The organism is Streptomyces litmocidini (assembly GCF_014649755.1).
GTDB lineage: Bacteria > Actinomycetota > Actinomycetes > Streptomycetales > Streptomycetaceae > Streptomyces > Streptomyces litmocidini.
Map to the genome: position 1 here is coordinate 22,281 of NZ_BMTQ01000031.1, position 12,664 is coordinate 34,944.

Consider the following 12,664-nt stretch of genomic DNA (forward strand, 5'->3'; position numbering starts at 1 on the left):
GCACGCTTGCCGGTCGGTGCCCGGCCCCGTCCCTCCGCACCCGGGCGCGCCCGCGCCGGGCCGGGCCCGCCCGGCGTGGCGCGCGGCGGGGGCGGGTGTGGGCTACTGGTCCGAGGAGAAGCGGATCGTGCCGGCGGGGAGGGCGGCGTCGCACCAGACCCGGACGCCCTCGCGGAGTTCGTTGTCCGGTCCCACCTGCGCCCCGTCGCCGATGACCGCTCCGCTGACGACCGTACGGGCGCCGATGCGGGCGCCCGCGCCGATCAGGGAGTCCGTGATCACCGCGCCGGGTTCGACGACCGCGCCCGCGAGGAGCGCGGAGCCGGTCACCCGGGCGCCCTCGCCGACGACCGCGTCCGCGCAGACGACCGTGCCGCCGGTCAGCTTGGCGTCCGGGGCGACGCGCGCGGACGGCAGGACCAGGCGGTCGCCGCAGCGGCCGGGGACGGCCGGGGAGGGGGCACGGCCGAGGACCAGGTCGGCGGAGCCGCGGACGAAGGCCTGCGGGGTGCCGAGGTCCAGCCAGTACGTGGAGTCGACCATGCCCTGGAGGTGCGCTCCGGAGGAGAGGAGCTCGGGGAAGGTCTCGCGCTCGACCGAGACCGGGCGGCCCGTGGGGATCGCGTCGATGACCGAACGCTTGAAGACGTACGCACCGGCGTTGATCTGGTCGGTGACGATCTCCTCGGGCGTCTGCGGCTTCTCCAGGAAGGCGGTGACGCGGCCGGTCCCGTCCGTGGGGACCAGGCCGAAGGCGCGCGGGTCCTCGACCCGGGTGAGGTGGAGCGAGACGTCCGCACCGGAGGAGGAGTGGGTGTCGACGAGGGCCTGGATGTCGAGGCCCGTGAGGATGTCGCCGTTGAAGATGAGGACCGGGTCGTCGGGGCCCGAGTGCAGGCGCGGGGCCACGTTGCGGATCGCGCCGCCGGTGCCCAGCGGCTCCTCCTCGGTGACGTACTCCAGGCTGAGGCCGAGGGAGGAGCCGTCGCCGAAGTACGGCTCGAAGACCTCGGCCAGGTAGGAGGTGGCGAGCACGATGTGCTCGATGCCGGCGGCACGGGCCCGGGCCAGCTGGTGGGTCAGGAAGGGGACGCCCGCCGCCGGGACCATGGGTTTGGGCGTGTTGACCGTGAGGGGTCGCAGCCGTGTGCCCTTGCCACCGACCAGGAGTATCGCTTCTGTCACCTTGTCGTCTCTGCTTCCTGTTCGGGGCCGGTCAGCTCGCCCGTCTCGGTCGTCCGTGCGATATGACCGGTCAGTTTATGCAGATGGTTGCCTCCCCGGCCCCATCCGCGACCCCGTCAGGGCCTTCCCTGGTACTTCGCCGAGCTCGTCCGGGCCGTGCCGAGCTTGTTGTACAGGCGTCCGCCGGGGCAGTCCGTGGCGAACCCGTCGCGGTGTCCGGCGATGGCGTTGAACCGGACCTTCTTGCCCTTCTTGTACAGGTTTCCGCCTCCTGAGATCAGGTAGGACGTTCCCTTCGGGTTCACCCCGTGGAGCCCGAGTTTCCAGGCCGTCAGGCGGGCGATGGCGGTCACGGCGGCGGCCGGCGGGGCGCTGCGGCTGAAGGTGCCGAGGACGGCGATGCCCATGCTGTTGGTGTTGAAGCCGAGGGTGTGTGCGCCCATGACCGGCTTGGCCACGCCGCCGGCCCGGCCTTCGTAGATGTTTCCGCACTTGTCGACGGCGAAGTTGTAGCCGAAGTCCCGCCAGCCGCTGCTCTTGACGTGGTAGCGGTAGATACTGCGGAGGACGGAGGGGGCCTGCTTGCAGCTGTAGTTGTTGCCGGTGGCGCTGTGGTGGACGAAGGCCGCCTTGATGGTCTTCGTGTAGACGAAGCCCTTCTCGCGGATGCGTTCGTCCGCGCCCCACCCCTTGCGGGTGATGATCTTGGGCCGGGGTCCGATGTACGGCTTCGCCGCCGCGGCCGCGGCCGGACCGGCGGGGGCCGCCTGCGACAGGGCCCGGGCCTCGCGTTCGGTCTCCTCCTTCGAGAGGGCCGGGATCCAGGTGGCTCCGTAGGGCGCGAGGCGGGCGTTCACCGCGCTCGCGGCCTCTTCCGCCGCGCTCGCGCCGGCCCGGCCGGCAGGGGCCGTGGCGCCCCGGACGCGGGGAGCCGCCCCTTCCGGTGCGGTCGTCGGGTCCTCGCCCGGGTCGACCAGTTCGAGCCGGAGGCCCGCCGGGAGCGGTTCCTCCCCCCGTACGCGGATCTCGACGCCGTCCGAGTCGCCCACCCACAGCGGGGCGGTGGAGCCGCGGAGCGCCCGGGCGGAACCCTCGGCGGTGTCGGGATCGGCACCGTGCTCCTCGTTGTGGGTCTCCACGTCCTGCCACTCCGACCAGGTGCCGCCGCCGGTGGCGCGGGTGCGGACCTGCACGGTGCCGTGCAGCGGGGCCCTCGGGTCGTCCCAGACGACGCCGACGAGCGAGAAGGGCCTGACGTCGCGTCGGGTGAGCCCCTGCCCGTCGGGGCCGGCCGCGTCGCCCAGGGCGCGCGTGGCGGAGCCGAGCGGTTCGAGGGGCAGCGACTGGGTGGAGCCCGGCAGTTCGGGCGCGGGTGGCAGGGCGGGGGCGGCCGCGGGTGGTGCCGTGGCCGCCGCCGGCGCGGTGAGGGAGACCGGCAGGGCGAGCACCGCCGCGCAGGTGACGGCGATCGAGGAGGCGAGTGAGGCACGCATGGGCCGATCGTGCGTACCGCCGGGGCGTTCCGCGCGCCGGGAAACGGCCCGGAAACTGACGGGCAGTCGGTCCGACCGGAGGACGCCGTCACCGGTACGGCGGACCCCCGCGCGCCCTCCCGCGTACGCTGTCCGGCGTGAACGCCAGCGACCGCACCCCTGCCGACCTGCTGCGATCCGCGCTCGCCGCGGACCCCGCCCGCCCCTTGGTCACCTTCTACGACGACGCCACCGGTGAACGGGTGGAATTGTCCGTCGCCACCTTCGCCAATTGGGTGGCCAAGACGGCGAACCTGCTCCAGGGCGAGCTGTCCGCCGGGCCCGGCGACCGGCTCGCGCTGCTGCTGCCCGCGCACTGGCAGAGCGCCGTCTGGCTGCTCGCCTGTTCGTCCGTCGGCGTGACCGCGGAGATCGGCGGCGACCCGGCGGACGCGGACGTCGTGGTGGCGGGACCGGACGCCCTGGAGGCGGGTCTCGCCTGCTCCGGGGAGCGGATCGCGCTCTCCCTGGCCCCGCTGGGCCGTCGTTTCCCGGCCGCGCCCGCCGGATACGCGGACTACGCGGTCGAGGTGCCGAGCCAGGGCGACCGTTTCGCCCCGTTCGCACCGGTCGATCCGGAGGCCCCCGCGCTCGTCGTCGACGGTACGGAACGCAGCGGCACCCAGCTCGTCGAGGAGGCCCGCACGGACGCGGCGGCCCTCGGCCTCGCCCCCGGCTCCCGACTGCTCTCCGGGCTGGGCTACGGGGACTGGGCCGGGCTCTCGGCGGGCCTGTACGCGCCCCTCGCGGCGGGCGGCTCGGTGGTGCTCTGCCGGAACCTGACCGAGCTGGCGCCCGAGTCCCTGGAGAAGCGCGTGGAGAGCGAGCGGGTGACCCACACGGCACTCTGAGCCCCCCTTGCCGGTACGGCCTCCGCGCCGTCCCGGTTCCTGCTCGGCGAACACGCCCGGCCGTCCGCCGGGCCGCACGCGCCCACCGGCATCGGCCCGGCGCCCGGCCGTCACGCTCCGGCATCCGCCCCGACACACCTGGGCGCGGGTCTACCACCAGAAACCGCTCCTCCGGTACATGATCGGCCGGGGGGAGTCACCTCCTTCCGCACAACCACGCGTCGGGTTCGGCCGTCTCCTCCTGTGACCGGCGGACGCCCGGCGCGCCGCCGACGCCACGAAGGACGGACCCAGACGTGACGGACCGCGCAGGCACGCCGGCCGAACCGGAGCCCCCGGCCGCGGAGGACGGGGCTCCCGACGCCCCGGAGGCGCCGCGCCGGCGCCACTGGCTGCGCTGGACGGCCCTCGGCGTCGCGGTCGTCGTGCTGGCCGCCGCCGGGGTCGGCTGGTGGTTCTACCGGAAGCTCGACGACAACATCACCACCGACACCACCGCCGCCGCCGAGCTGGAGAAGTACGAGAAGGAACGCCCGCCGGCGGGCACCTCGGCCGCGCGGAACATCCTGCTCATCGGCTCGGACACCCGGGCCGGCGAGGGCAACCGCAAGTACGGCAGGGACAAGGGCACCCAGCGCTCCGACACGACGATCCTGCTGCACCTCTCGGCGGGGAAGTCGAGCGCGACGGCCGTCTCCCTGCCGCGCGACCTGATGGTGACGATCCCGAGCTGCCGCAAGGCCGACGGGACCCGCACCCGGGAGCAGTTCGCGCAGTTCAACTGGGCCTTCGAGTTCGGCGGCACGGCGTGCACGATCCGTACCGTCGAGAAGCTGACCGGGATCCGGGTCGACCACCACATGGTGATCGACTTCCGGGGCTTCAAGAAGATGGTGGACGCGGTGGACGGGGTGGAGGTCTGCCTCAAGGAGCCGGTGGACGACCGGGACGCGAAGCTGAAGCTGCCCGCGGGCCGCCAGACGCTCCACGGGGAGCAGGCCCTCGGCTTCGTACGGGCCCGCAAGTCGATCGGGAACGGCAGCGACACCGAACGGATGGACCGCCAGCAGCAGTTCCTCGGCGCCCTCGTCAACAAGGTGCAGAGCGACGGGGTGCTGCTCAACCCGACCAAGCTCTACCCGGTCCTGGACGCGGCCACGAAGGCGATCACCACGGACCCCGGGCTCGACTCGCTGCGGGACCTGTACGACCTGGCGCGGGCCATGCGGGCCATTCCGACCGAGAAGGTGCAGTTCCTCACCGTCCCGCGCCGCTCCTACCGGTACGACGCGAACCGCGACGAACTGGTGCAACCCGCGGCGGACGACCTCTTCCGGCACCTGCGCGAGGACGAGCCCGTCCTGGTGACGCCCGAGAGCGAGAAGAAGGACGGAGAACGGGGCGGGGGCACGGGCGGAGACGGGAAGCCCGACGGCCCGGAGGCGTCGCCGCCGTCGGCGACGCCCACTTTCACGGGCCGGAACGCGGCGGAAGGGGTGTGCGAGTAAAGGGCGCCCCAAGGTGGACGCGGCGAGCGATGAGGTTTGGGCAAATTGCCCGGTTGTAAGGGGCGTGGAATTTGTCACGGACGTCGCCCCACGCTGAACTGGGCGGATAGTGTGACGCGATCCGGTGCACCCCGACGCGTGGTCGCACTCAGCAAGGATCGAACGACCGAGAGAGCGGCGCCCTGTGGGGGAGGCGCCTCGCGTGGCACCGACGGAGGACTCGAGTAACCGTGGACGCGCAGAGCCGTGGACGGGCGGAGGAGATCGACCCCGCCGACCAGTGGGTCCTCAACCCGCAGACCGGCAACTACGAACTGCGACTGGACCGCTCCGCTGGGCAGTCACCCGCGCAGACTCCGCCCCGCACCCGGAGATCCTCCCCCGCCGCCTCCGCGCCGGCACCCGCCCGCGAGCCGTCCGAGGCGCCCGTCCCGGGCCAGCGCCGCCGCCGTGCCCCGGAGCCGGCCCCGGGCGGCCAGGTGCCCCCGCAGAGCCGCCGCAAACGCAAGCAGGGCGCGAGCCGCAAGAAGAAGGTCCTGCTGTGGACCGGCGGCACGATGGCGTTCGTCCTCGTGGGCGGCGCGGCCGGCGCGTACGCGATCTACAACAAGCTCAACGGCAACCTCGACGTCGTCGACGTCGTCGGCAAGAACACCAACGCCGGTTTCGCCAAGGGCAAGGCCTTCAACATCCTGGTCATCGGCACCGACAAGCGGACCGGCGAGGGCAACGCGGGCTACGGCGACAAGAACAGCCCCGGCCACGCCGACACCACGATCCTCTTCCACGTCTCCAAGGACCGGACGAACGCCACGGCGCTCTCCATCCCGCGCGACATGAAGACCGACATCCCCGAATGCCAGTCGCGTCAGGGCGACGGGAGCATCAAGACGATCCCCGCCCAGACGGACGTCCGCTTCAACGTCAGCCTCGGCCAGGACGGCCGCGACCCCGGCTGCGTCATGCGCACGGTCCAGGAGCTCACCGGCGTGGAGGTCGACCACTTCATGATGGCCGACTTCAACGCCGTCAAGGAGATGACGACCGCCGTCGGAGGCGTGAAGGTCTGCGTCGAGAAGGCCGTGAACGACCCCAAGTCGCACCTGAAGCTCCCCGCCGGCGAATCGGTCGTCAAGGGCGAGCAGGCCCTCGCCTTCGTCCGCACCCGGCACAGCTTCGGCAACGAGAGCGACCTGGACCGCATCAAGGTCCAGCAGCAGTTCCTGAGTTCGATGATCCGGCAGATGAAGTCGGACGACACGCTGACCGACCCGGGCAAGCTGTACGACCTCGCCAACGCGGCGACGAGCGCCCTCACCGTCGACTCCGGCATAGGCTCGCTCACCAAGCTCCAGGACCTGGCGCGCGAGCTGTCCTCGATCGACGCCAAGAACATCGCGTTCACGACCCTGCCGGTCATCGACAACCCCGCCGAGAAGGTCCGGGCGACGGTCGTCCCCGACCCGGTGAAGGCACCGCAGCTGTTCGCGATGATCCAGTCCGACACCTCGCTCACCGAGGTGAAGAAGAAGCAGCAGGACGCCAAGAACGCGCAGGCCGCGCTCCTCAAGGGCACGCGGTCCACCGCGGCCGAGGTGCGCGTCGACGTCTACAACGGCAGCGGCGTCACCGGCGCGGCCCAGTCGACCATCAACTGGCTGCAGAACGAGCAGGGCGTGAACCGCTCCACCAACAAGAGCAACGCCCCCGAGAAGGCCGCGAAGACCACGCTCACGTACGCACCGAACCAGGCCGATCAGGCCCGCAAACTCGCGGACATGATGGGTCTGCCGGCCACGGCTCTCAAGCCGGGCACGCAGGACGCCGGGGAGCGCGAGCCCATGACGCTCGTCCTCGGCGCCGACTTCAAGGGCGCGGGGATGCCCATCACCGGACCGGCAAAGGCGCCGAAGGGCCTGGAGAAGGTAGCAGCTGACAAGCAGGTGTGCGCCAAGTGACCCGGAGACACCGGGGCTTGGGCACTACTGACTGACGAGGGGACCTGGGGTGGGACAGAGCAGCGTGCGTGGGGAGGGAACGCGGAAACGCGTTCCGCGCGCCCGTGAACTGGGCTGGGACGACGACCTGCACGGCGCCGGCGAGGCGACCGGCGCACAGGACGGCGCTCCCGAGGAGGAGACGGAGGCCGGCTCGGCACCGACCCGCGCCGAGCGCCGGCGCGGCGGCGGCACGGGTCCGAGCGGACGCGCCGCCGCGCGCCGCCGCGCCAAGAAGACCGGCAAGCGCAAGGTGCTGCGGTGGTCGGCGATCACGCTGTCGCTGCTGATACTCGGCACGGCCGGCGCCGGATACCTGTACTACGAGCACCTGAACGGCAACATCCGCGGCGGCAGCCGCGCGGGCGGCGACAGCGGCGTGAAGCGCGCCGCGCCGAACGCACTCGGCGACACGCCGCTGAACATCCTCCTCATCGGCTCCGACAGCCGGAACGACGAGAAGAACATCGCCCTCGGCGGCGGCCGGGACGACAAGAACCGCAAGCCGCTCGCCGACGTGCAGATGCTGCTGCACATCTCGGCGGACCGGAAGAACGCCTCGATCATCTCGATCCCGCGCGACACCGTCGTCCACATCCCGGAGTGCAAGGACAAGGACGGCACGTCCTACGCCGCCACCGACACCCGGCCCATCAACGAGTCGCTCCAGCGCGGCGGTCCGGGCTGCACCCTCACCACCTGGGAGAGCCTCACCGGGGTCTACATCGACCACTGGATGATGGTCGACTTCGCCGGCGTGGTGGCGATGGCCGACGAGGTCGGCGGCGTCCCGGTCTGCGTCAAGACCGGCGTCTGGGACCGGTCGACCGCGTCGCAGCACGGCGGCTCCGGGCTCCGGCTGACCGAGGGCTCCCACGAGATCAAGGGTGAGCAGGCCCTCCAGTGGCTGCGCACCCGGCACGCCTTCGGCAGCGACCAGAACCGCGCCAAGGCCCAGCACATGTACATGAACGGCATGATGAAGCGGCTTCAGGAGCAGAACGCCTGGACCGACACCAGCAGGCTGACCGGCCTGGCCGAAACGGCCACGAAGGCGCTCCAGGTCTCCGACGAGATCCGCTCCGTGAAGAAGCTGTACGACCTGTCGATGCAGTTCAAGAACGTGAAGCTGGACCGGCTCACCACGGCCACCGTCCCGACGGTCGAGTATCCGCAGCGGCCCAAGGAGTGGCTGCAGCTGGTCCCGTCGTCCGCCGACAAGATGTGGTCGCTGCTCCGCAACGACGTCGCCCTCGACAAGAACGGCGACCCGGCCGACGCCAAGCCGAAGCCGTCGAAGACGACGAAGCCGAAGAAGGCCGCCGAGGCCCCGTCCTCCATCGCCGTCACGGTCGTCAACGGCACCGACGGCGACGGTCAGCCCCCCGCCGGGGGCCGGGCCAAGAAGATGGCGACGGCCCTGCAGGACAAGGGCTTCACCCAGGCCGAGCCCACCCAGGAGGGCGAGGGCCGCAAGGACACGGTCGTCACCTACCCGAAGGCGAGCGGCGAGCAGGGCAAGGCGAACGCCCAGTCCGTGGCCAAGGCCCTCGGACTGCCCGACTCGGCCGTCCGGCCCGACACCGCCGCCGACGCGCAGGGCATCACCCTGATCGTGGGCGCCGACTGGCGCGAGGGCGACACGTACAAGAAGCCGAAGACCGAGGCCGGCGACCTGCCGCAGGGCGCCGACGACAAGACGGACTGCATGGACGTCTACTCGGTCTACAAGTGGGACGGCAAGTCGAAGAACTGACCTCCGCTCCGCTCCGTACGACACGGCGACGGCCGGGTCCCTCTCCGGGCCCGGCCTTCGCTCGTCCCCAGGTGCCGGACCGGGGTGCGCCGATGCCGCTCCTCGTCGAGGACCCGCATCATCACGGAGACGGGGGCGTGTCGCTCATCGCCCGCCCCGTTACCGCGAACGGGGGACACCGGTGCGCGCCGAGCGGGTGGTGCGCCCTTGCGCTGATCGTATGGGCCTACCGTGCTCACGGTCCCCTGTCCCACCCGCGGAGGTGCCCGCCCGTGCCCACACCGCCCCGCACGCCCCGTCCCCGGCCCGCCGCCCGTCGCGTACCGGTCCGCCGGCGGAGGCGGCCCCGGTGGGGGATGCGGACGGCGACGGCGCTCTCCGTGGCGGTCCTCGCGGCGGGCGGGATCGGGCACGCCCTCGTGACCGGCCTCGACACCGGGATCACCCGGGTCGACCCCTTCAAGGACATGAAGAACCGGCCGCAGGCCGGACACGGGATGAACGTGCTGCTCGTCGGCACGGACGGCCGTGACCGGATCACCTCCGAGGAGAGGGCGAAGTACCGGCTCGGCGGCGAGCCCTGCCACTGCACCGACACCATCATGCTCGTCCACATCTCCGAGGACCGGGAGCGGGCCAGTGTCGTCAGCCTGCCCCGTGACTCGTACGCGGAGATGCCCGAGCACACCGACCTGAACAGCGGCAGGAAGCACCACGCGCACCCGGTGAAGCTGAACGCGGCCTACGCCGAGGGCGGCCCCGGACTGACCGTCCGCACCGTCGAGTCGATGACCGGCGTGAAGATCGACCACTACCTGGAGGTCGACTTCACCAGCTTCATGCGGACCGTCGACGCCGTCGGCGGGGTGCAGATCTGCACGACGCGCGCCCTGAAGGACCCGTACACGGGGCTCGCCCTCTCCCCCGGCACCCATGAGCTGGACGGCGGGCAGGCCCTGCAGTACGTGCGCTCCCGGCACATCGACGGGGCCGCCGACCTCGGCCGGATGCAGCGGCAGCAGCGGTTCCTGGCGGCGCTGATCGAGCGGATGACGAACGGCGGGGTGCTGCTGAACCCGGTGCGGTTCCGTGAGGTCGCGACGACGATGCTGAGCTCCGTACGGGCCGACGAGGACTTCGGTACGGATCAGCTCCTGGCCCTCGCCAAGGCGATGCACGGCTTCACCCCCGCCTCGTCCGAGTTCGTGTCCGTGCCGATCGGGGACATGAGCTTCCCCGTGAAGGGCATCGGCTCGACGGTGAAGTGGGACGCGGCGAAGGCGCAGAAGCTGTTCCAGGCGGTACGGGAGGACCAGCCGCTCTCCCCGCAGAAGGCGACGGCCCCGGCCTCCGCCAAGGCCCCCAAGGCGGTCGTCGTGGACGTGCCGCCGCGGACGGTCCGCGTGCAGGTCTACAACGGGACCCGGACCGACGGTCTCGGGCGGAAGGTCGACGACGCGCTGCGCGCGACCGGCTTCGACACGACGCGCACGCCGAGGACCGGGGCGGGGCGGGAGAGGGGGCGGACCGTCGTCGAGTACGACCCTCGCTGGGACCGGTCGGCGAAGTCGCTGGCCGCCGCCCTGCCGGGGGCGGAGCTGCGGGAGGTCCCGGGGCGCGGCGGGACCCTGCGGGTCACCGTGGGGGATGACTACAAGGGGGTGACGGCGGTGCGGGCGGAGGCTTCGGGGGCGCCGTTCGAGGCGGTCACGGGGGACGAGGTGGTGTGCCCGTGACGCCGTGACGGGCACCCGGGGCGGCGGGGCCGCGCGTGCGGGACGGCGTCCGCGGCGGAGGGTGCGGGGTCAGTCCTCGTAGCCCTCGGCCGCTCGGCGTTCCCGGAGTTCTTTGATCGCCTGGCGGCGGGCCAGCCGGTGGGTGCGGCGGATCTGCGCCTCCTGGTTGCGGCGCTTGTCCTGCTCGGTCTCCGGGATGACCTGGGGGACGGGACGCGGCCGGCCCTCCGCGTCGACGGCCGCGAAGACGAGGTAGGCGGAGCCGACCTGGGTGGCGGGCGTGGACTCGTTCCAGCGCTCGGCCATGACCCGCACGCCGACCTCCATGGAGGAGCGGCCGGTCCAGTTGACCTGGGCCTTCACGTGCAGCAGGTCCCCGACCCGTACGGGTTCGAGGAAGGCCATCTCGTCCATCGAGGCGGTGACCGCCGGACCGCCCGAGTGCCGGCCCGCGACGGCGCCCGCCGCGTCGTCCACCAGCTTCATGATCACGCCGCCGTGCACCGTGCCCAGGAGGTTGGTGTCGTGGCTGGTCATGATGTGGCTGAGGGTGGTGCGGGAAGCGGAAGTCGGCTTGCCCGGAATATCGCCCTGGTCTGTCATGTCCTCCACCTTATGCCGGGTCCGGCCCCCGTCCCCGTCGGGTCCGCTTTGCATCAGCTTGGCAACAGCACCGGTCCGATCCTCCACCCGGACTGTCGCCGGGAAAGCCCTGCCCGGCACACTGGTCCGCATGAATGACTGGCCCGATCAGCCCGAGGGACCCCGCCGGATGAGCCATGTGCAGCGGCCGCAGGTTCCGCAGCAGCCGCCCCGCGGCGGCCAGGGCCATGACCAGGGTTACCACCCGAACTTCACGCAGGCGCACAACCAGGGGTACGACTCCGGTTACAGCTCCGGCCAGGTCTACGGAGGCCCCCAGGGCGGCGGCCGGGGCACCGTGCCCCCGCAGTACGCCCCGCAGGGGCCCGGCCGGCCCGCGCCGGACTGGCGCAAGCGGATCAAGATCGGCTCGATCGTGCTGGTCGTGGCGGTCCTCGGCTGGGGCATCGGCACCTACGCCTGGGCCTCTTCGCAGATGCGCAACGAGGTCGATCTCTCCAAGGTCATCGAGCGGCCGGAGGAGGGCGACTGCACGACGTACCTGATCGTCGGCTCCGACAGCCGCGAGGGTATGTCCGCCGAGGAGAAGAAGAAGCTCCACACCGGCTCCGCCGAGGGCAAGCGGACCGACTCGATGATGATCCTCGCGGCCTGCTCCAGCGGGAACACGATGGTCTCGCTGCCCCGTGACTCCTGGGTGACGATCCCGAACTTCGTGGGCTCCGAGTCGGGCAAGTCGTACCCGGCCCGCGGCGGCTCCAAGCTGAACGCGGCCTACGCGATGGACGGCCCCGAACTGCTCGTGCGGACCGTCGAGTTCAACACCGGCCTGCACATCGACCACTACGCGGAGATCGGCTTCGCCGGCTTCGCGAACATCGTGGACGCGCTCGGCGGCGTCGAGCTGAACATCGACAAGGGCTTCAAGGACAAGAAGTCCGGCGCCGACTTCCAGGCGGGCACGCAGACCCTCAACGGCGAGCAGGCCCTGGCCTTCGTCCGCACCCGGTACGCCTTCGCCCAGTCGGACCTGCAGCGGACGAAGAACCAGCAGAAGTTCCTCTCCGCCCTCGCGAACCAGGCGGCGACGCCGGGCACGATCCTCAACCCGTTCGCGCTGTACCCGACGCTCGGCGCCGGCCTGGACACGCTGATCGTGGACAAGGACATGTCGCTGTACGACCTCGGGAAGATGTTCTTCGCGATGAAGGGCATCAGCGGCGGCGACGGCAAGTCCATGAACATGCCGCTCGCGGGCTCCGCGCCGCAGAACTCCCTGAAGTGGGACATGCCGAAGGTGAAGCAGCTCGTCGAGCAGATCAAGAACGACGAGAAGGTCACCGTCGAGTCCAACCGCTGAGCGGAGACGGGAAAGGGGCGCCCTCCGGCCGGGGGGCGCCCCTTCGCCGCACTCCCCCGCGGGAGGCCGCGGTCCGCGGCTACGGGAGGTTGCGGGCCATGACGATGCGCTGGACCTGGTTGGTGCCCTCGTAGAT

General features: G+C 71.7%; 9 protein-coding genes. 6 read left to right on the forward strand and 3 right to left on the reverse strand.

Translation table 11 applies throughout. The features are described 5' to 3' along the window. Positions 1-102 precede the first annotated feature (102 nt). Positions 103-1,185 (reverse strand): mannose-1-phosphate guanylyltransferase, encoded by a 1,083-nt coding sequence (gene manB, locus IE180_RS34760; protein ID WP_190160947.1) that lies wholly within the window; start codon positions 1,183-1,185, stop codon positions 103-105. A 116-nt stretch (positions 1,186-1,301) separates the two neighbouring features. Next, positions 1,302-2,678: a peptidoglycan recognition protein family protein gene (locus IE180_RS34765; protein WP_190160948.1), complete on the reverse strand. Its 1,377-nt coding sequence runs from the start codon at positions 2,676-2,678 to the stop codon at positions 1,302-1,304. A 137-nt stretch (positions 2,679-2,815) separates the two neighbouring features. Between IE180_RS34765 and IE180_RS34770 the strand changes: the two genes are divergently transcribed. The 5 genes from IE180_RS34770 (at position 2,816) to IE180_RS34790 (ending at position 10,565) form a co-directional block, all read left to right on the forward strand. Continuing rightward, on the forward strand, positions 2,816-3,568 hold the full coding sequence (locus IE180_RS34770; RefSeq protein ID WP_190160949.1) for a TIGR03089 family protein: 753 nt from the start codon (positions 2,816-2,818) through the stop codon (positions 3,566-3,568). A gap of 296 nt (positions 3,569-3,864) precedes the next feature. Continuing rightward, positions 3,865-5,076 carry an LCP family protein gene (locus IE180_RS34775; protein ID WP_190160950.1) on the forward strand — a complete coding sequence of 404 codons (1,212 nt, stop codon included), beginning with the start codon at positions 3,865-3,867 and terminating at the stop codon, positions 5,074-5,076. A gap of 230 nt (positions 5,077-5,306) precedes the next feature. Continuing rightward, entirely contained in the window at positions 5,307-7,034 is a 1,728-nt protein-coding gene (locus tag IE180_RS34780; protein ID WP_190160951.1) for an LCP family protein, read from the forward strand. 49 nt (positions 7,035-7,083) lie between these two features. After that, a complete protein-coding gene (locus tag IE180_RS34785) occupies positions 7,084-8,829 on the forward strand; it encodes an LCP family protein (RefSeq protein WP_190160952.1) in 1,746 nt (581 codons plus the stop codon). Positions 8,830-9,101: 272 nt separating this feature from the next. Next, a complete protein-coding gene (locus tag IE180_RS34790; protein ID WP_444545790.1) occupies positions 9,102-10,565 on the forward strand; it encodes an LCP family protein in 1,464 nt (487 codons plus the stop codon). Between the two features lie 69 nt (positions 10,566-10,634). On the opposite strand, the gene IE180_RS34795 is transcribed toward IE180_RS34790, so the two are convergent. Continuing rightward, positions 10,635-11,168: an acyl-CoA thioesterase gene (locus tag IE180_RS34795; protein ID WP_190160954.1), complete on the reverse strand. Its 534-nt coding sequence runs from the start codon at positions 11,166-11,168 to the stop codon at positions 10,635-10,637. A gap of 130 nt (positions 11,169-11,298) precedes the next feature. Between IE180_RS34795 and IE180_RS34800 the strand changes: the two genes are divergently transcribed. Continuing rightward, entirely contained in the window at positions 11,299-12,528 is a 1,230-nt protein-coding gene (locus IE180_RS34800) for an LCP family protein (RefSeq protein ID WP_229861215.1), read from the forward strand. Positions 12,529-12,664 lie beyond the last annotated feature (136 nt).